The following is an 18,269-nucleotide window of genomic DNA, read 5'->3' on the forward strand; positions in this document are numbered from 1 at the left end:
CTCATATGGAAAATTACTTCCTATTATTCACAGATAGTCTAGTATCATCGTTAGTTTTACCCATACATCAAGGTTTTGTGTTCAATACCATGCTTTATTTCAGGTCGTATCACACTCCACTACTTATGTTATTTTTTGGAGTACTAGGATCAAGCCTTGGTGGAATAGTTAACTGGTATTTAGGTAAAATAACAATCTCTATACGAAAATCATACCACAAACTAGAGAACGAGCATAAAACACCAAAAATCGTAAGAAATCTACTGATTTGTGCAGTTGCATTACTTTCATGGGTGCCAGCACTTGGAAGTGTGATTCAAATTTTATCAGGTTGTTTTAAGTTAAACCTTTATATCCTTGTCCCTTTAATCATTCTATCTAATTTCCTCTATTTGTTATATCTAATACTTACTATTATTTAATCTTTCATTCAAAATTGAATTCACAACATCAGGGCTGGCTTTTCCCTTGGTGAGTTTCATAACTTCGCCAACAAAGAACCCGTATAACTTTGTTTTACCGCTTTTGTATTCTTGAACCTTATCTTGGTTGTTATTGATGATTGTGTCGATAACTTCTGCTATTTGACCTTTATCAGTTATTTGCTTTAGGTCTTGCTCTTCTATAATTAGAGATGCAGGTTTGTCAGTTTCAAACATACTATCGAATACTTGTTTGCCAAGTTTAGCAGAGATCGTTCCATCAACGATAAAATCTAAGAGTTCGGACAAGGCATTGGCTTTGATTGGAGAGCTCACAATATCAATACCTGCTTTATTTAAACGACCGAAAAGCTCTACAGTTAACCAAGTAACCGCGAGCTTTGAATCATGTTTTTTTATCAATTCCTCAAAGTAATCAGCGGTTGCCTTATCGGAAGTAATAACGTTTGCATCGTATTCATTGATACCTAATTTCTCAATGTATCGCAGCTTTTTTTGATCTGGTAACTCAGGCAAAGATGATTTAATAGAATCAATTTTCTCCTGGCTTACCTCAACAGGCAACAAGTCAGGCTCAGGGAAGTATCTATAGTCGCTTGCATCCTCTTTGTTTCGCATCACTTTTGTTTTTCCCGAAGCAACGTCAAACAATAAGGTATCTTGACTTATTTCTTCCCCACTTTCTAAAATTTCAATTTGTCTTTGTATTTCATAGTCTATAGCTTGCACAATATAACGTATCGAGTTCAGATTTTTTATCTCACAACGAGTGCCAAATGTGCTACTGCCTTTTAGGCGGACAGAAACATTTGCATCACAACGAAGTGATCCCTTTTCCATATCACCATCACATGAACCAATGTAACGCAAAATCTGCCTCAATTTTTTCATGCATTCTGCAGCTTCTGCAGATGAACGGAGATCTGGTTCTGAAACAATTTCCATTAAAGCAACCCCTGCACGATTTAAATCCACATAAGTTTTGCTTTCCTCATGAATGCTCTTTCCTGCATCTTGCTCTAAATGAATTCTCGCGATTCTTATTTCCTTTTCATTGTCGTTGATAAATACTCTACCATTTTTAACTATTGGCTCAAAAAACTGAGTTATCTGGTAACCTTGAGGTAAATCGGGATAAAAATAATTTTTCCGATCAAAGTAAGAACACTTATTAATTTCTGCAGAAAGTGCAAGACCGGTGCGTATTGCTTGTTCTACGCAGTAATAATTTAGTATTGGCAGCGTACCTGGCATTGCCGCATCAACTAGAGAAACTTGAGTGTTATGCTCAGCACCAAACTCCGTTGATGAGCTAGAAAATAGCTTCGTATTAGAAGAAACTTGAGCGTGCACCTCAAGCCCAATTACTGCTTCCCAATCCTCTTTTGTCATGTATTTTATTTAAATGATAATCTTAATATTCTGCAAAATTAACACAAAAAGTCAAAACAAAACTCATGTTAGCTAAGTGGTATGCAGATTGTTCTACCCATAGAAACGGATTAAATGCAAAAGCTTCCTTGATAAACTCCGCCAGCCCTCTTATCATGGTACTGAAGCTATTTATTTATCTTCTCTGTACAGATTAAATGACAAAAAAACTCACGTACCTGGCGTATCATGTTTAATTTTTTGCACTATGTGCACCTTATGTCTTTACAAATTTCTACCTACATAAGCTGAAACGCGCTTATAAAGCGTTTAAAACATAAAAAAACGCCAACTTAAAAAATGGATAGTGAATAACTAGCTACCCTAGAGTTTCTTTTGCCTTTTTTTCTGTTTAGTAAGTTTCTTAAACATTTATAGCTAAGGTTAGTTGCATTTAAAAGCAGCTAAATTGCAGCGTTTAAGACTTAAAAAACGCCATACTTGAAAGTATAATGTAAGTAATTAGCCAACCACGGGGCTTCTTTTGCCTTTTTTTCGTTTGGTAAATTTTTTAATATTTATACGGAAGGTAGTGCGTGACACTGGGATGACATCATAGGAGGCTCGGATGAAAGGAAAAGGGACTACCGTGTTGCAATAACAAATTCCAGTGCTGGAATCCAGCAGATCAAGCTTTCCGCTCATTCCCAGTTATGCCTTGTTCTTCTTCCACTTCATCCATTTCAGTACTAGGTTTTAACATCATATATGTAATACCACCAACTGCTAGTGCTGCTGCTGCAATTGCAACCACTGCTATTACTATAGGTATTAACTCAACTGCAACCGTTCCGGTTACAAAAAGTGCCACTGCTACAGCAGTGCCTAATAATGCAGTTGCACTACTGGCGTAAATACCTTTTTGGATTGTTGATATAGACTGTTTTTCTTCTGCTTTTTCCAGAAGCTTCTTTATAAAGTCATATTCAGCTAAATCTCTCGGAGTTTCACCATCTTTATCCTTTAATAAAGGATCTGCCCCATTTGCTATGAGAATTTTTACTACTTCTGTATGGCCACATGAAGCAGCTAAATGTAAAGGAGTAATACCTTTTGCTTTTTCTAGATGATCAGCCTTTGCATTAACATTTGCCCCATTTGCTATGAGAAATTTTGCTATCTTTGTATGACCTTCTTCACCAGCGCAATGTAGAGGAGTATATCCTTTAAATTCTTCTACATTAGTCTTTGCATCAACCTTCGCCCCGTTTTTTACTAGAATTTCTACTATATCTGTATGACCTCCTCCAACAGCGTGATGTAAAAGAGTCACCCCTTTGTATTCTANCACATCAACACTTGCATCATTTTCTATTAGAAGGTTTACTATTTTTGCATAGTCACATGAAGCAGCTAAATGTAATAATGTAAGTTGATCATCAAAGCCAGCTTCTGGATATTTCTTTAATTCCTCTTTTATTTTGTCAATTACGTTGTCTTTACTTAAATCTGTTTCTTTATTAACTGCACCTAATATTTCTTTCCACTGCTTATAGTTCATTGTCATAATTTTATCCCTACTTCAATAATATTTTAATTATCACATATTATGGCAAAAAAATCAACTCATCTCTTCCAAAGGCTCTATATTGAAGATAGAAAGTCCAGAAGCGATGACGTGTGCTAAGGCTTGTACGAGAAACATTCTTGCAGCGGTGAGGTTTAAGTTGTCTTCCAGTATGAAACGCATGTTTAAATCACTCTTGCCATACCCCCATAAAACGTGAAACGCTTCTGCAACTTCAAGTAAGTAGAAAGTAATTCTGTGTGGCTCATAAAGCCTTGCTGCAGTTTCTACCACATCTGGCCACTTTGCTAAGGTTTTTACGAGGAAGAGCTCTCCACCTGTCTTTAAAAGTGAAGGATCTGCTGTTGGAAGCTCTTTTGGAGCATTACGCATTAACGAATGAGCACGAGCGTGCGCATATTGCACGTAAAAAATAGGGTTGTCTTTTGACTGTTCTTTAACTTTAGCAAAATCAAAGTCCAAGACCATATCATTCTTGCGTGTCAGCATTATAAAACGAGTGATATCCCTGCCAACTTCCTCCACTACATCTCTTGCTGTTAGGAAGTTTCCTGATCTTTTGGACATCTTAACAGGTTTGCCGTTCTCGAAAAAATTCACAATACTATGCAGTTTTACCTCTATTTTTGCTTCTGAGCGCAGAGACGACTGCTTTGAGCCTTTTGACATAACCGCCGTGGTCACTACCAAGCTCTACGATCATATTGTTAAAACCACGTGATATCTTATCAAAATGGTAAGCGATATCCGAGGCAAAATAAGTCCAACTGCCGTCCTCTTTCTTCAATGCACGGTCAACGTCGTCACCAGATTTTGTAGAGCGAAATAACATTTCTTTTCTGGAAGTCCAATTTTCACTTTCTTTGCCTTTTGGTTTCTCCAAGTACCCTTCATACACTAGACCCTTGTCAGACAATATCTTTACACTCTCTTCGATTTTGCCACTTTTTTGTAGCTCATACTCTGAAGTAAAGACATCATGATTTACTCCAAGCAAGTTCATGTCTTCCTTTATGAGTTCTAAGATAGAACTTAAAGTATATTCTCTAATTACCCAATTATCTTCCTCTTCTCTAAGCTCCTTGCCATATTTTTTAGCTAGCCCCTCCCCTATCAGTTTTAAATATTCACCTGGGTATAAACCTTTTTCGATGCTAATCTTCTCTCCCAGAGCTTCTTTATATCGAAGATACACTGACTTTATTAGTGTATCTATCTGCGCTCCAGCATCATTAATATAGTATTCCTTAGTAACTTTATAACCAACTTTCTTTAGTAAATTTGCTAAAACATCACCAAATACTGCCCCTCTTGCATGACCAATATGCAGAGGGCCTGTTGGATTTGCAGATACAAATTCAACATTGACAGCTTGATTATTTCCAATATTTAGAGTGCCAAACTCCGTTTTTAGCTCATTTATTTGTTTTAAAATCCCATGCCACACTTCCATTTTCAAGTGAATATTGATGAAACCAGGGCCTGCTATTTCCACTTTTTCAACTTCATCAAAAAGTTCAAACTCTTTAGCTAAAACCTCTGCGATTTCAATGGAATTCTTCTTTTCATGTTTTGCAAGCACCATAGCAACATTTGTGTAAATATCTCCATGTGCTCTATTGCTTGGAGGTTCCACAATAAAATTTTCTGCACTTGTATTTATGACACCCGTTTGCTTTAATTCACCTAATTTGCCAGAAATCAGAGAAAAAATCCGCTTAAAAATGCTCATTCACTATACTGTTATAAAATCTATAGCAGTATAGCGGACAAGTGGGGCTAGTTGAAGACTTATCTCATGTCATATAAGTTTCTATTGGCAAATGTAGCTCAATTGGCAGAGCGTCAGTCTATGGCGCTAAATGCTGCCAGCTGTTTATTCATTTTATTTTTCTACAAAAATGCTTTCTAAGCTGAAAAGCCTAGAAAGCATTCAGTCTTATACAAAATTAGTATCAACGGAAACAGAATTATCCTCATTGTCATAATAGTAAGGATTTGCTTTTTGCAAATCACCAGAAACAGTTTTTAATAGTACTTCCTTATCACTATCCCATGCAACTTTCTTCATAATTTCAGCAAAACTTTTACAGTTCGCGTCACCTGCACAATCTTTTATATGGCCATTAGCCTTAAGATAAAGCGATAAGCTGGAATAGTATATTTTAGTGTTATTACCTTCTTTATCTATCATTTCTCCTAAGGAATTAACAAGTATTAGTGGCGCAACTTGTTTTGCTTTAATAGTAGTTGCACCGGATACTTTAACAAGATTAGGGCATGTCCTTTCAGCAAAGAAGCTCTCGTTATAGTTTTGATTCGCATAGTAACCTGCAGGGTAGCAGAAACTTTTAATTTCATTACCTTGACAGGCAATCTCGCCTTTACTATCCGAACACTCTTTACACCACATATTGCTAGCATTTCCCCATGAGTAATCAAAAGGTTCTGAAAAAGCAAATTTGTAATTTACTGCACCATAGAAGACCTTTGATCCCATTTTCAAATGTTCCGCAATTTTAGGGTTATTATACATCTCAGGGTAAAATGCCTCTAGTAATTCAGATGTACTAAAACCGTGGCGACCTACCTGATTATATGTCTTGTAGTAACCACTAAAACTTCCACACTTTGTAGAATCAGCATGATCCGAGGTTATTTCTTGAGATGTAATAGAAACCGTTTCTTTGACTTCATTTTCACCATCGTCACCACCTTTTTTCTTGCCATTTTCATCACACTTACAATCTATCTCATCCTTTATTTCTTTTTTTATTTTGTCTTTCAATTCATTCTTAGTCTTATCATCAAATTCACACTTAAGATCTTTCTTTAGTTCATTCTTAATATTTTCTTTTAGTTCATTCTTAGTCTTATCATCAAATTCACACTTAAGATCTTTCTCTAGTTCATTTTTAATATTTTTCTTCAATTCATTTTTAGTCTTATCATCAATTTCACACTTAAGATCTTTCTTTAGTTCATTCTTAATCTTTTCTTTTAGTTCATTCTTAGTCTTATCACCAATCTCAAACTTAAGATCTTTCTTTAGTTCATTCTTAATCTTTTCTTTTAGTTCATCCTTAGTTTTATCATCAATCTTGGACTTACAGTCTTTACCATCATCTAGCTTTGTATGTAAATTAATTTTCAATATACGTGGCAGATGACATACATGACTTGCATGCTTATAATTTGAATAAGGAAAAGTGTTTTTTAACATAAAATAGCTCCATTAATAAATAAGAATTAACATAAAATGGGTGTGTGTACTAACAATGTACACACCTTCGTTACTTTTATATAATATGAACAATGTATTCTGGTGCTGACATCTCTTCAGGAGAAAATGCTGATTCTGTGCGTGCATCTATTATAGAGTCATTTATCGCATCCACACAAGCTTTGCATTCAGAATTGCTATCACATCCTCCTTTGAGACGATTGTCTGGACCAATTTCAAGATTGTTGTCAGTTTTATCTATAATTTCTTTACATTTTGCAAACATTAAGCCACTAGGTTCCTTAGTCTTGGCATCTTTAATCTCTCCAGAAACTGCATCAACTACTATTGAAAGCTTTGAAAAGTCAATTGGTTTTTTAGGTTCTGGACAAGGAGGTATTTTTATATCAGGAAGCTGTATATTTAACTCGAGTCTATCACAACACGGATCAAAGTGGTCATGGCAATGTGGGTTAAAGTGGTTATGACAATGTGGATCAAAATTATGATGGTACCGTGGGTCAGTTGTGCAAGCTGTGCGCGTAGGAATACATGAACCAACACGTGGAGATGAGGAAATATAATTCATAAGAATCCTTTAAAAAATAACTATTAGATTATTATAGGATAAAAAAGTTAATGGTTTAATAATTTTGAGGCTAAAATTAGCATATACAAACTTACAGTACATTTCAAAATACGACTTTAATATAGAAGATATTCGCATTGAAAAGCTTTGCCACAGCAAAATGCTGCTANNAGAGCATGTCTTCAAACTAAGTAGAAAGGAGTTAAGAAGTGTGTTATAAGATATATTTTAAATGTACCCAAGCGATATAAGTGACAAAGAATGGAAGATGATAGAGCAATATTTTGAACCTAAAAAGACCGGCAGACCAAGAAAACACAGTATCAGAACGATTATCGANTGCAATAAGGTATGTGATGAGAACAGGCTGTCAATGGAGACAACTACCTAAGAATTTTCCACCATGGAAAACCGTGTATAGTTGTAATTCGCGTTTAAAAAAAAGTGGAATATGGCAAGAAATTCATGATTTTCTAGTTAAAAAACTAAGAAAGATAATTGGTAAGAATGAAACTCCATCAGTAGGAATAATTGACAGTCAATCAGTAAAAACCACTCAAAAAGGGGATCCAGAGGATATGATGCTGGCAAGAAAGTAAAGGGTAGAAAACGCCACATCGTTGTAGATACTCTAGGTCTTGTAATTGCTGCTGAAGTACACAGTGCAAGCATTCAAGATCGTGATGGTGCACTAAATCTTTTTGTTCAAGCCAAATGCAAAGCTCCAACATTACGTAAGTTTTTTGCTGATCAAGGATATACAGGTAAATTGCAAAACCGCTGTTTATTGGAAACTGGATGTTTGTTGACGATTACCAAGAAAGTAGTTGATACAGGATTTCAGGTTATTCCTAAACGTTGGATTGTTGAGAGAACCTTTGCTTGGCTCTCCAATTTTAGACGTATGAGTAAGGATTATGAGCATTCTCCTCTCACTTCAAAAAATAACATCTTTTTTAATATGATCACTATTATGCTTCACAAATTAGCTCATTCTTGAGTTTGAAGACATGCTCTAAGATTTCAAGAAAAAGCTGTCAGTAGTCAAATTAGTTATATTTCTGGAACAAATTTTGGTAGAACTGCTATAGCCAATGTAAATGACAAGCAAGCACCTGTTTATTGTATTTTAAAGCAAAATGTGAAGCACATGGTTTCCCATGTGCTATTGGAAGTACGTATAGCAAGAGTGAAAGAACGTACGTTTGTTAGTGATTTAAATCTAATCTCTTAGCAGAAAAAATCAAACGTATCACAAGGATTATGGCATGTATCATAATAGTTATGATATGAGTTAAAATGATTGTGGCAGGAATTAGTAGTACAAGGTACAAATGCAGGTGTACAAGCTTGTGCACAATTCGATACTGGTGCTTGTAAGGCTGGTACTGGCAAATTATAACCCGTAAATGGTAGTTTTGGTAAATTACTGTAATTATAAACCATAATAATCCTTTGAAAAATACTATTAGATTATTATAAATTAAAATGATTAAAAATTTAATAACTTTAATTATAAATCTAGCATATCAACCAACGATATGATCTAAATTTTCTTTCAATTCCACTGTATCTTCGCCAGTTTTGCATATAGCCCGTCTTTACTCATTAGAGAGTCATGAGTGCCTACTTCTTCTACTTTTCCATGATTAATTACTATAATCTTGTCAGTTTTAAGTGCGGTTGATAGTCTGTGCGTAATTACGATTGTTGTTCTGTTTTGCATTAACTTGCTCAATGCTTTTTGCACGAGGTTCTCACTTTTATAATCAAGAGCAGAGGTTGCTTCATCCAGTATTAAAATCTGAGGGTTTTTGAGTATGGCTCTTGCTATTATAATACGTTGTTTTTGTCCTTCAGAAAGTTTTAACCCTCTTTTTCCTACAAATGTATCAAGTTTATCAGGTAGCTTATCAATAAATTCCATCGCATAAGCACCGATAGCTGCTTGCCTTACTTCCTCATATTCAGCACCCGGTTTGCCATATAGTATATTTTCCATTATTGAGCAAGAAAATATCATGTGATCTTGTGGTACTAAGCCAAACAGCGATCTGAGGTCATTTAGCGCAATTGACTTAATATTGTACCCATCGATAGTAATGCTACCTTTGCTTGGATCATGAAAACGGAGCAGAAGCTTTAAAATGGTGCTTTTGCCACTGCCAGATGGTCCAACAATTGATACTGCTTGACCTGCCTCTATGGAAAATGATACGTTATTTAACGCTGGCTTATCAGACTGGGATTCATAAAAAAATGTTACGCCATTAAACGCAATTCCTTTTTGAACACTACAAATTTTTATAGGATCATCGGGATCTGCTATAGAGCTTTTCATATTTTTAAATTCAAATAAACGCTCTATTACTCCAAGACCTCGTTGTAAATCACTGATATTATCGCTCAAATTATTGATAGCTCCTGCCGCGAGCGCTGAATAAAACACAAATGAGGAGAGTTCTCCAATAGTTATATTATTGCTTAAGACTTCTTTAATACCAAAAAAGAGCAAAACAACTAGTGACCCTATCACACACGTGATAACTAGAGTTACTAAAATAGCACGCAAGAGTACTAATTTTACGTATGATTTTGATACTGAGTTTAAATGCTCCTTAAAACGGGTTTTTTCATTTTCTTCGAGTACAAACGATTTGATAGTCACTATAGATCTAAAATTTTCCTCACTAAGTGATGCAAGCTCGCTTAATTTATCCTGGGCAAAGCGTGCATAGCTACGCACTTTTTTTCCAAGTGAGGTCATAATAATGAGTAGTATAGGTATTATTGCAGCTGCATACACAGTTAGTTGTATATTTGTATATAGTAACATGGCAACACTACCAATCAATATTACAAAATTTCGTAATATGGTTAGTAAGCTGCTGTTTATTATTGATTGCAGCACAGATGTATCAGTAATGAGTGCTGAGATAACATCTTGTACGCCTGTGTTCTCAAAGAAACTTGGTTGCAAGTTAGTGATACTGCTATATAAGTCATATCTGATTCTTGCGATAACTTTCTCGCTGCCAATGCCAATGAAATATAACCGAGTAAATGCAGTGAGAGAAATGGCTAAAACTATAAGTATTGCAACTAATAGTTTGGTAGTAAAATCGTGCTCTGTGCCAGAATCAATTATATTGTTTAAGCCTCTGCCAAAGAGGAGGATCGTTAAGGCTGAAAATAAAACTGCAATAAAAGCTATGATGAAATAAGATAGATTAGGCTTTATATAGTAAAATAACTGCCTAATATTAGATCGCATCGTATTTTAAAGTTTCTAAAGTTAAGTATATAGATTCTAGTTTCAGGGGAAAGGGGAAAGGTGTAGCATGAAGCAATTTAGGGGGAATGTTCAAAAAAGTGTGTCAAACCGCATTTTTAGTTCAACTCAATTTTCAATCTATCTGGAAAGAAAATATCAAGTTGAGAGATAGTTAATGCCCAATCAGATATAGGCATCGTCCACTTTTCCTCTGCCTTCTTTATAGCACAATATACCTGTTTATACAAGCTAGTAAATGAGCCCTTAGTTTTAGTGAATTTTCTAATCTGTATATGCAACCCCTCAATAGGATTAAATTAGCCTCCTCAGAATACTTAAAATAGCCGGATCCAATTATTCTGCCACGATTTTACAACCAATGGATCCCCATTTTTCTTCTAGCTCAAGTAAGTAATTCTCGGCAATTTCTCTGCTTGCAGCACGATATATTTTTTTCAGATCATTCATGAAAACTTTCACATCTTTGCTTGATACATATTTCAGTGAATTCCTTATCTGATGCACTATACATAGCTGTACTTCTGCTTTAGCTATTTATAGCTGCAGGAAAGCTTTTTTACACATGCAATCAGAACATCTGCTTATATATTCCAGTGCCATAAGTAGCCTGTCTTCTATGCAAAGTTTACTTTTTCTTCCACTTCTAGCTTTTTTCTTTTATCCTCCACTTCTAGAATTTCTACCATTTGCTCAAATGTTGCTTTTTTTACCCCTGTTAAACGTCGAAACTTTTCTCCTTCTAACTTTTCTATTCCCTTAAAGCATGTCTTCAAACTAAGTAGAAAGGAGTTAAGAAGTGTGTTATAAGATATATTTTAAATGTACCCAAGCGATATAAGTGACAAAGAATGGAAGATGATAGAGCAATATTTTGAACCTAAAAAGACCGGCAGACCAAGAAAACACAGTATCAGAACGATTATCGATGCAATAAGGTATGTGATGAGAACAGGCTGTCAATGGAGACAACTACCTAAGAATTTTCCACCATGGAAAACCGTGTATAGTTGTAATTCGCGTTTAAAAAAAAGTGGAATATGGCAAGAAATTCATGATTTTCTAGTTAAAAAACTAAGAAAGATAATTGGTAAGAATGAAACTCCATCAGTAGGAATAATTGACAGTCAATCAGTAAAAACCACTCAAAAAGGGGATCCAGAGGATATGATGCTGGCAAGAAAGTAAAGGGTAGAAAACGCCACATCGTTGTAGATACTCTAGGTCTTGTAATTGCTGCTGAAGTACACAGTGCAAGCATTCAAGATCGTGATGGTGCACTAAATCTTTTTGTTCAAGCCAAATGCAAAGCTCCAACATTACGTAAGTTTTTTGCTGATCAAGGATATACAGGTAAATTGCAAAACCGCTGTTTATTGGAAACTGGATGTTTGTTGACGATTACCAAGAAAGTAGTTGATACAGGATTTCAGGTTATTCCTAAACGTTGGATTGTTGAGAGAACCTTTGCTTGGCTCTCCAATTTTAGACGTATGAGTAAGGATTATGAGCATTCTCCTCTCACTTCAAAAAATAACATCTTTTTTAATATGATCACTATTATGCTTCACAAATTAGCTCATTCTTGAGTTTGAAGACATGCTCTTATATTTCATGCTTTCACATACTTCATCTTACACTCCCTCTAACAATTTTAAAAGAAGTCTAATGACGATTATATGCACCAAAATTACAACTTTATCACTGTAAATATAGTTGCCGCCTTGCATTTTTGGACTATTTTCATACCAATTTTCAATTGCTTCGTTAATGAAGTGAAAAATATTTCCCCTTTTTTCAAGGAATTTGTTATATTCGTTTTGGTTACTAACTTTCATTTTCTGTGGCATATTTTTTCTTTAAGCAGTTAAATGGCTATTTTATAATGAATTTTGTCAGTAACTGCTAGTTTTTCTGAACGCTATGCAACAAAGCCACCCTGGATCCAAGTAGTCAAGCTACTCAGATGGCAACAAAGGGCTACTTGAATGACAAGAAAGGGGTACTTGGATAACAAGAAATAGGCACTGGAATTGCAAAGAGTTTGCAAATATTAGTTATTACCTGTAGGATATAGAGAAATTAGTAAGGATTTTAATAGGAATAATATGCCATCTGTTACTTTTATTTTACCGGATGGGAGTAAGAAAAGCTATGAAGCTGCAGAGGGAGAAACTCTGCTCAATTTAGCCCACAGAAGTGATCCAGATCTGCTTGAAGGTGCATGTGAAGGTTCTCTTGCTTGCTCTACATGCCACGTGATTGTTGATCCAGAATTTTATGATGCTGTAGAAACGCATAATCCCATATCTGATGAGGAAAATGATATGTTAGACCTAGCTTTCGGCTTAACAGAGACGTCGAGGCTTGGATGCCAAATAAAAATCACAAAAGATATCGACGGCTTGTGTGTAACCATACCAAGGGGTACAAGAAATATATCATTAGATAAACAGGGGAATGCATGCGTAAGATTTTTATCTATATTATCATCTCTTTACTTTTGTTTATTCCTGTAGCGTATAGTGGTTTTTGGTATTTTTCTGCATGTAAGGTAAAAAATCTTTTAGCTGAAACAATACTATACATTAACGACGAAAAGTTCGATATTTCACATGATTTTAGTGGATTTCCTTCTAACCTAATTTTCCGTGTGACAAACCCAAAACTTTCCAATGAGCAATTGACTATTTCATCCGAGGCTTTACTGATAAAAAACAGATTATTCGATAAATCAGTATATATTTATACACCAAGTAATGAAGTTGATATTACTGTTCATGGTGATGAGAAAAAGAATATAAAATGCCACACAAACGATAGCAGCCACTTTGTTGTTAGACTAAACGATTTACCATCTTCACTGCGATTCAACAAAAATAGTACCGTGATAGACTATATAGATACACTTCGTTACGAAGATTATGGATTAAAATGTGATGTTTTAGAAAATCAGCAAAGTGTTATAACTGAAGTGAATGATAAAAGCAATTACATTCACTTTTACCTCGATAAAGAACCAAGTGGAAATACTAAACTAGGATTTGATTTTTATACTTATCGGTATAAAAATACTGCAAGTCCTGAAAGTTACCTTAGTATCGACACTAAATTTGATTACGAATTTGTAAACCACATCTCAGCTTCCAGAATTAATTTCAACATAGAGAAATTTTTAATTCAAAGTAATAATTTTTCTCTTGCTGCAGATGGTGGAGTGCAAAATTATAATTTGGTTACGTCTTCATTTAAAGACAAAATCAACGTGGCTATATCAAATTATAAAGAATTAATCTCGTTTATGATTGGTGACTCAAAAACTTCAGATGCGTTTGAAAAATTAATGTCTTCCTTATCAGAAAAAACAACTGATGACAGCGTTCGATTTTCAATAAAGTACGATGATGATGTAGGGTCAAGCTTTATTGGAAAGTTATCCACCACTGATTTTATGAACCAGCTCAGTAAAATAACCCAATTAACCAAGGATGAGAGCAGTAGTTAGTTTACTTTTCATATTGATATTCCACTCAGGCGTAAACGCTTTTACTCTGGATAATAAACTCAGAGATAAAAGCATGGAAAAACGAGCAACAAGTTTATTTGAAATAATAAGGTGTCCAATATGTTCTGGCGAATCATTGTCTGAATCTGGATCTCAGATCGCGTATGATATGCGAGGAGCAATTCGTAAAAAAATCAATGATGGATACACTGATGAAGAGATAATCTCAGAGTTAAAAAATTCTTACGGCAATTCAATTATAATCGTACCGCCTATAAAATCTAGCACTTACATTTTGTGGTTTATTCCACTTACACCTCTGCTTATTGGGTGTTTTCTAATACGAAAATACAGTATCCGTTCAGGAGAGTGACAAAATTACACAAATAAAAAACTTTAAAAAAAACATAGTTGATAAGGTAGTATAAAAAGATAACCATAGAGTAAAAGTGAGTTTACAACAAATGCAAGTAGCTTGACTCTGGAATAACGTCCTCCTTTGTCATCCAAGTAGCCGATACTGGGATCTGGTAGATAATGTTCGTACTATATATTATTTGCCAGCAAACAGAACTGCTCAATAGTTAAGTTTTCTGGACGTTCATTTCCACTCAATTTAGCGTTTTCAAGGACAGTTTCAGCGTGGTTCGTCATATTTTGCAAGCTATTTCTCAGCATCTTTCTTCTTTGAGCAAAAACAGCACGTGTTAATTTTATTAAGGTTTCCAAATTTACTGCAAACTTTGGGGTAAGCAAAGGATTTACTGTAATTACTGAAGAATGTATTTTTGGTCTTGGAAAAAACTCTTTAGGTTCAATATCAAATTCCTTTTTTATATCGCACAGTAACTGGCTTAGCACTGATAGAGGACCATAATCTTTAGAATTGGGTCTTGCTGTAATGCGATCTGCTACCTCTTTTTGAAACATTAATGTCAAACTCGTAAAAAATTTTATATTATTTAACCACTTTAAAAATAACGCTACCGAGATATTGTAAGGCAAGTTAGCAATAACTTTAACTGGACGTTCTATCAGCTCTTCTTCTATAACATGAAGTGCATCTGCTTCTATAATTCTATACCTTCCTTGATGTTCATTTAGCAGTTGGTCATGGTGTTTTACTAAATCTCTATCTTTTTCTATAGAAAGTAGAGACTTTGGATTATGCACCAATATTTCTCTTGTTAATGCACCATATCCAGGACCAATTTCAATGACATTAAAATTCTCCAGACTACCAGCTAAAGCGACGATTTTTTTTGTTATCTCACTCGATAAAATAAAATTTTGCCCTAGACTCTTTTTTGGCTTCAGTAAAAATTTTCTCATATTATTTTCATTATACAGTATTTTAAAAATCAGTTGACTAAAATCCATTGATAATTGTATATTATTAATGTGTTTAACGCCGGCTTAGCTCAATTGGTAGAGCAACTGACTTGTAATCAGTAGGTTGTCAGTTCAAGTCCGACAGCCGGCACTCTCACTCATATAAGTAAAGTTGATGTCCTTTTTAATAGTAGCAAATTGGAAAATGAATGGAATGCGTTCTTCATTTGTTGACTTTATAGGCAAACTTAACAACAAGAGCAACGAAATTACCTCTAAATTAGTAATTTGCCCTCCTTTTACATCATTTCCAAGCAGTATAGAGTTGAACAATAATATTAATATAGGAGCACAGAATTGCCATCATAAAAAGTTCGGTTCTTACACAGGTGAAATTAGCGCAGAAATGTTAAAAGAACTAGGGTGTACTTACGTAATACTTGGGCATTCTGAAAGGGCCAATGAAAAAGATGGTGAAATAAAACTTAAGTCGGAAATAGCAATAGAATCAGGCTTACACCCAATTATCTGTGTAGGTGAAAATTCAGAAGATTATAAGAATGAAAAAACAAAAGAAGTAATAGAATATCAATGCAAAAACTGCTTGCCAACACACGGTGCATATACCGTAGCATATGAGCCAATATGGGCAATAGGCACAGGTCATGTGCCAAATAATGATGCAATTGCTGAGGTGATAGAGGTAATAAAATTGTGTACTGGTAAAAAACACATTATATATGGTGGTTCAGTCAGTTCAGAAAATATAGAAAATTTGTTAAATATTTCAAATTTATCAGGAGTTTTAATTGGCAGTGCAAGCTTAGATTTCGATCACTTTTATAAAATCATACAACAGGTTGAAAAAAAGTTTTCTCTTATCAATTCTAAAAGTAGATAAGAGGGAATTACTCACTATAGAAATAGGGCTATCACGGGCGTCTCAGTAGATTCCGCTAACGCGTACTCCCTAGTCATACCGTCACGGTATCCGCTAACACGTAGCGAGATGAAGGTTGTCAAGGTGACACTGGTTTCCATACAAAAGTGGTGTCATCTAAGTAGCTGATACTGATTTCTATCCAAGACGCCAGTGCCCAGACTACTTGGATCCAGAAGACTTAATTTCAACCAATTGGCTGCATAATAAAGTCTAGATTCCAGCGTCACGCGCTGGAATGACATCTTTCTTGGTGAACTCAAATCATAATGTTCGTACGGTTGTGGGCTTATAGCTTAGAAAATTAACGATATTTTATTCCCCGGTGAACGCTCTATTTTGTTTTCCAACTCTAGTTCTAAAAGAGCCATTAGAGCTATGTTGGTAGAAAGTCCGCTTGCTAATATAAGTTCATCTATATCAACAGGTACAGAGTTAATATGATCAACTATAACAGATTTTGCCTGTTGTAATTTTTCTTGTTTTTGGTTAACAAAATAGTGCTCAACATCAAATAGGTTTTTTTGCTGCGGAGGTAAACTAAACCTAATACTCTCTATTATGTCATCAGCGGATTCGATAAGCTTAGCACCGTTTTTAATTAAATAATTACTACCACTACAGCGTGAATCTAAAGGGAAACCAGAAACTGCAAACACCTCTCTCCCTTGATTTAAAGCAAAATCTGCTGTTATTAGAGAGCCAGAACGTTTCGATGCCTCAATCACTGCAACACCCAGCGATAGACCAGATATAATTCGATTCCTTTGAGGAAAATATTGAGAGCATGTCTTCAAACTCAAGAATGAGCTAATTTGTGAAGCATAATAGTGATCATATTAAAAAAGATGTTATTTTTTGAAGTGAGAGGAGAATGCTCATAATCCTTACTCATACGTCTAAAATTGGAGAGCCAAGCAAAGGTTCTCTCAACAATCCAACGTTTAGGAATAACCTGAAATCCTGTATCAACTACTTTCTTGGTAATCGTCAACAAACATCCAGTTTCCAATAAACAGCGGTTTTGCAATTTACCTGTATATCCTTGATCAGCAAAAAACTTACGTAATGTTGGAGCTTTGCATTTGGCTTGAACAAAAAGATTTAGTGCACCATCACGATCTTGAATGCTTGCACTGTGTACTTCAGCAGCAATTACAAGACCTAGAGTATCTACAACGATGTGGCGTTTTCTACCCTTTACTTTCTTGCCAGCATCATATCCTCTGGATCCCCTTTTTGAGTGGTTTTTACTGATTGACTGTCAATTATTCCTACTGATGGAGTTTCATTCTTACCAATTATCTTTCTTAGTTTTTTAACTAGAAAATCATGAATTTCTTGCCATATTCCACTTTTTTTAAACGCGAATTACAACTATACACGGTTTTCCATGGTGGAAAATTCTTAGGTAGTTGTCTCCATTGACAGCCTGTTCTCATCACATACCTTATTGCATCGATAATCGTTCTGATACTGTGTTTTCTTGGTCTGCCGGTCTTTTTAGGTTCAAAATATTGCTCTATCATCTTCCATTCTTTGTCACTTATATCGCTTGGGTACATTTAAAATATATCTTATAACACACTTCTTAACTCCTTTCTACTTAGTTTGAAGACATGCTCTCACGGCTTAATAATGATATATCACCAAGCGCAGTTATTACAGAAGGACAATTAGAGATATTTCTTAAAAGATCAGGGTAATCTGGGTCACATGCGGGTATAATTTTAGCTCCAATTCTTTCTGCATTATTGATTTCTTCTCGTGCATCTTGAATGCCATACACCTTATTATTAGCCACCCTATTGAGATATTTTAGCACCTCATCTAGCGATCCATGTGTTCTTAGTATACTAAAAAACTTTATTGGTCCTATAGTTCTAGCCAAGCTTAACCATACTTCTAATTCTTTGTTGTTCAATTTATTTATCTTCATAAAAGGCTTGAATTTCTTATCAATTTAGTGTACCCAAGATAATACAA

At 35.0% G+C, this 18,269-nt stretch carries 18 protein-coding genes, 1 tRNA gene and 5 pseudogenes; 10 read left to right on the forward strand and 14 right to left on the reverse strand.

Features of this window, described 5'->3' with window-relative positions; translation table 11 throughout:
- Positions 1-5: 5 nt before the first annotated feature.
- Complete coding sequence (locus tag NOX90_RS04115; RefSeq protein ID WP_375603649.1) at positions 6-422, forward strand: YqaA family protein; 417 nt, start codon at positions 6-8, stop codon at positions 420-422.
- On the opposite strand, the gene gatB is transcribed toward NOX90_RS04115, so the two are convergent.
- The 5 genes and pseudogenes from gatB to NOX90_RS04140 form a co-directional block, all read right to left on the reverse strand.
- Positions 402-1,835 carry an Asp-tRNA(Asn)/Glu-tRNA(Gln) amidotransferase subunit GatB gene (gene gatB, locus NOX90_RS04120; RefSeq protein WP_375603650.1) on the reverse strand — a complete coding sequence of 478 codons (1,434 nt, stop codon included), beginning with the start codon at positions 1,833-1,835 and terminating at the stop codon, positions 402-404. The two genes, NOX90_RS04115 and gatB, sit on opposite strands and share 21 nt — an antisense overlap.
- 667 nt (positions 1,836-2,502) lie before the next feature.
- Complete coding sequence (locus NOX90_RS04125) at positions 2,503-3,381, reverse strand: ankyrin repeat domain-containing protein (protein WP_375603651.1); 879 nt, start codon at positions 3,379-3,381, stop codon at positions 2,503-2,505.
- A 54-nt stretch (positions 3,382-3,435) separates the two neighbouring features.
- Positions 3,436-5,134: pseudogene (argS, locus tag NOX90_RS04130) on the reverse strand (arginine--tRNA ligase).
- A 207-nt stretch (positions 5,135-5,341) separates the two neighbouring features.
- Entirely contained in the window at positions 5,342-6,625 is a 1,284-nt protein-coding gene (locus tag NOX90_RS04135) for a hypothetical protein (RefSeq protein WP_375603652.1), read from the reverse strand.
- Between the two features lie 76 nt (positions 6,626-6,701).
- Entirely contained in the window at positions 6,702-7,214 is a 513-nt protein-coding gene (locus NOX90_RS04140) for a hypothetical protein (RefSeq protein WP_375603653.1), read from the reverse strand.
- Positions 7,215-7,570: 356 nt separating this feature from the next.
- Here NOX90_RS04140 and NOX90_RS04145 point away from each other — a divergent pair, with 356 nt between their 5' ends.
- Both NOX90_RS04145 and NOX90_RS04150 read left to right on the forward strand, forming a co-directional pair.
- Positions 7,571-7,813 carry a transposase gene (locus NOX90_RS04145; RefSeq protein ID WP_375603654.1) on the forward strand — a complete coding sequence of 81 codons (243 nt, stop codon included), beginning with the start codon at positions 7,571-7,573 and terminating at the stop codon, positions 7,811-7,813.
- Positions 7,814-7,830: 17 nt separating this feature from the next.
- Positions 7,831-8,214, forward strand: coding sequence for a transposase (locus NOX90_RS04150; protein ID WP_375604573.1), 384 nt, complete (start codon positions 7,831-7,833; stop codon positions 8,212-8,214).
- Between the two features lie 558 nt (positions 8,215-8,772).
- Here the strand turns inward: NOX90_RS04150 and NOX90_RS04155 are convergent.
- The 3 genes and pseudogenes from NOX90_RS04155 to NOX90_RS04165 form a co-directional block, all read right to left on the reverse strand.
- Positions 8,773-10,488 (reverse strand): ABC transporter ATP-binding protein, encoded by a 1,716-nt coding sequence (locus NOX90_RS04155; protein ID WP_375603655.1) that lies wholly within the window; start codon positions 10,486-10,488, stop codon positions 8,773-8,775.
- A gap of 116 nt (positions 10,489-10,604) precedes the next feature.
- A pseudogene (locus NOX90_RS04160) lies at positions 10,605-11,065 on the reverse strand (transposase); the annotation flags it as partial.
- A 26-nt stretch (positions 11,066-11,091) separates the two neighbouring features.
- A pseudogene (locus NOX90_RS04165) lies at positions 11,092-11,261 on the reverse strand (IS5/IS1182 family transposase); the annotation flags it as partial.
- A 67-nt stretch (positions 11,262-11,328) separates the two neighbouring features.
- On the opposite strand from NOX90_RS04165, the gene NOX90_RS04170 reads away from it, so the two are divergent.
- Positions 11,329-11,694, forward strand: coding sequence for a transposase (locus NOX90_RS04170; RefSeq protein WP_375603639.1), 366 nt, complete (start codon positions 11,329-11,331; stop codon positions 11,692-11,694).
- A gap of 17 nt (positions 11,695-11,711) precedes the next feature.
- Positions 11,712-12,095, forward strand: coding sequence for a transposase (locus tag NOX90_RS04175; RefSeq protein ID WP_375604573.1), 384 nt, complete (start codon positions 11,712-11,714; stop codon positions 12,093-12,095).
- Between the two features lie 45 nt (positions 12,096-12,140).
- Here the strand turns inward: NOX90_RS04175 and NOX90_RS04180 are convergent, their stop codons facing one another.
- Positions 12,141-12,356, reverse strand: a complete 216-nt coding sequence (locus NOX90_RS04180; RefSeq protein WP_375603656.1) for a hypothetical protein — start codon at positions 12,354-12,356, stop codon at positions 12,141-12,143.
- Between the two features lie 258 nt (positions 12,357-12,614).
- Between NOX90_RS04180 and NOX90_RS04185 the strand changes: the two genes are divergently transcribed.
- From NOX90_RS04185 to NOX90_RS04195, 3 genes are read left to right on the forward strand one after another with little or no spacing between them, the layout of a single operon-like run.
- The gene (locus NOX90_RS04185; protein WP_375603657.1) at positions 12,615-13,025 is read left to right on the forward strand and encodes a ferredoxin family 2Fe-2S iron-sulfur cluster binding protein; all 411 of its coding nucleotides are present in this window, start codon (positions 12,615-12,617) and stop codon (positions 13,023-13,025) included.
- Positions 12,971-14,011, forward strand: coding sequence for a hypothetical protein (locus tag NOX90_RS04190; RefSeq protein WP_375603658.1), 1,041 nt, complete (start codon positions 12,971-12,973; stop codon positions 14,009-14,011). Before NOX90_RS04185 ends, NOX90_RS04190 begins: the two co-directional genes overlap by 55 nt.
- On the forward strand, positions 13,995-14,384 hold the full coding sequence (locus NOX90_RS04195; RefSeq protein ID WP_375603659.1) for a cytochrome c-type biogenesis protein CcmH: 390 nt from the start codon (positions 13,995-13,997) through the stop codon (positions 14,382-14,384). Before NOX90_RS04190 ends, NOX90_RS04195 begins: the two co-directional genes overlap by 17 nt.
- 173 nt (positions 14,385-14,557) lie before the next feature.
- On the opposite strand, the gene rsmA is transcribed toward NOX90_RS04195, so the two are convergent.
- On the reverse strand, positions 14,558-15,343 hold the full coding sequence (rsmA, locus tag NOX90_RS04200; protein WP_375603660.1) for a 16S rRNA (adenine(1518)-N(6)/adenine(1519)-N(6))-dimethyltransferase RsmA: 786 nt from the start codon (positions 15,341-15,343) through the stop codon (positions 14,558-14,560).
- Positions 15,344-15,421: 78 nt separating this feature from the next.
- Between rsmA and NOX90_RS04205 the strand changes: the two genes are divergently transcribed.
- Both NOX90_RS04205 and NOX90_RS04210 read left to right on the forward strand, forming a co-directional pair.
- A tRNA-Thr gene (locus NOX90_RS04205) sits at positions 15,422-15,494 on the forward strand.
- A 24-nt stretch (positions 15,495-15,518) separates the two neighbouring features.
- Positions 15,519-16,244: a triosephosphate isomerase gene (locus NOX90_RS04210; protein ID WP_375603661.1), complete on the forward strand. Its 726-nt coding sequence runs from the start codon at positions 15,519-15,521 to the stop codon at positions 16,242-16,244.
- Between the two features lie 335 nt (positions 16,245-16,579).
- Here NOX90_RS04210 and NOX90_RS04215 read toward each other — a convergent pair.
- From NOX90_RS04215 to NOX90_RS04230, 4 genes and pseudogenes are all read right to left on the reverse strand, one after another.
- Positions 16,580-17,065, reverse strand: a pseudogene (locus tag NOX90_RS04215) (DNA-processing protein DprA); the annotation flags it as partial.
- A 17-nt stretch (positions 17,066-17,082) separates the two neighbouring features.
- Complete coding sequence (locus tag NOX90_RS04220) at positions 17,083-17,541, reverse strand: transposase (RefSeq protein ID WP_375604575.1); 459 nt, start codon at positions 17,539-17,541, stop codon at positions 17,083-17,085.
- A gap of 64 nt (positions 17,542-17,605) precedes the next feature.
- The gene (locus NOX90_RS04225) at positions 17,606-17,848 is read right to left on the reverse strand and encodes a transposase (protein ID WP_375603621.1); all 243 of its coding nucleotides are present in this window, start codon (positions 17,846-17,848) and stop codon (positions 17,606-17,608) included.
- Between the two features lie 59 nt (positions 17,849-17,907).
- A pseudogene (locus NOX90_RS04230) lies at positions 17,908-18,222 on the reverse strand (DNA-protecting protein DprA); the annotation flags it as partial.
- Positions 18,223-18,269: the final 47 nt, after the last annotated feature.

This window comes from Wolbachia endosymbiont of Anurida maritima (assembly GCF_042182995.1).
Lineage (GTDB): Bacteria > Pseudomonadota > Alphaproteobacteria > Rickettsiales > Anaplasmataceae > Wolbachia.

Excerpts from the sequence above, each read along its gene's own strand:
- NOX90_RS04115 (WP_375603649.1), top strand. The coding sequence starts at position 6 with ATGGAAAATTACTTCCTATTATTCACAGATAGTCTAGTATCATCGTTA.
- gatB (WP_375603650.1), bottom strand. The coding sequence starts at position 1,835 with ATGACAAAAGAGGATTGGGAAGCAGTAATTGGGCTTGAGGTGCACGCT.
- NOX90_RS04135 (WP_375603652.1), bottom strand. The coding sequence starts at position 6,625 with ATGTTAAAAAACACTTTTCCTTATTCAAATTATAAGCATGCAAGTCAT.
- NOX90_RS04140 (WP_375603653.1), bottom strand. The coding sequence starts at position 7,214 with ATGAATTATATTTCCTCATCTCCACGTGTTGGTTCATGTATTCCTACG.
- NOX90_RS04145 (WP_375603654.1), top strand. The coding sequence starts at position 7,571 with ATGAGAACAGGCTGTCAATGGAGACAACTACCTAAGAATTTTCCACCA.
- NOX90_RS04155 (WP_375603655.1), bottom strand. The coding sequence starts at position 10,488 with ATGCGATCTAATATTAGGCAGTTATTTTACTATATAAAGCCTAATCTA.
- NOX90_RS04170 (WP_375603639.1), top strand. The coding sequence starts at position 11,329 with ATGTACCCAAGCGATATAAGTGACAAAGAATGGAAGATGATAGAGCAA.
- NOX90_RS04180 (WP_375603656.1), bottom strand. The coding sequence starts at position 12,356 with ATGCCACAGAAAATGAAAGTTAGTAACCAAAACGAATATAACAAATTC.
- NOX90_RS04185 (WP_375603657.1), top strand. The coding sequence starts at position 12,615 with ATGCCATCTGTTACTTTTATTTTACCGGATGGGAGTAAGAAAAGCTAT.
- NOX90_RS04190 (WP_375603658.1), top strand. The coding sequence starts at position 12,971 with ATGCGTAAGATTTTTATCTATATTATCATCTCTTTACTTTTGTTTATT.
- NOX90_RS04195 (WP_375603659.1), top strand. The coding sequence starts at position 13,995 with ATGAGAGCAGTAGTTAGTTTACTTTTCATATTGATATTCCACTCAGGC.
- rsmA (WP_375603660.1), bottom strand. The coding sequence starts at position 15,343 with ATGAGAAAATTTTTACTGAAGCCAAAAAAGAGTCTAGGGCAAAATTTT.
- NOX90_RS04210 (WP_375603661.1), top strand. The coding sequence starts at position 15,519 with ATGTCCTTTTTAATAGTAGCAAATTGGAAAATGAATGGAATGCGTTCT.
- NOX90_RS04225 (WP_375603621.1), bottom strand. The coding sequence starts at position 17,848 with ATGTACCCAAGCGATATAAGTGACAAAGAATGGAAGATGATAGAGCAA.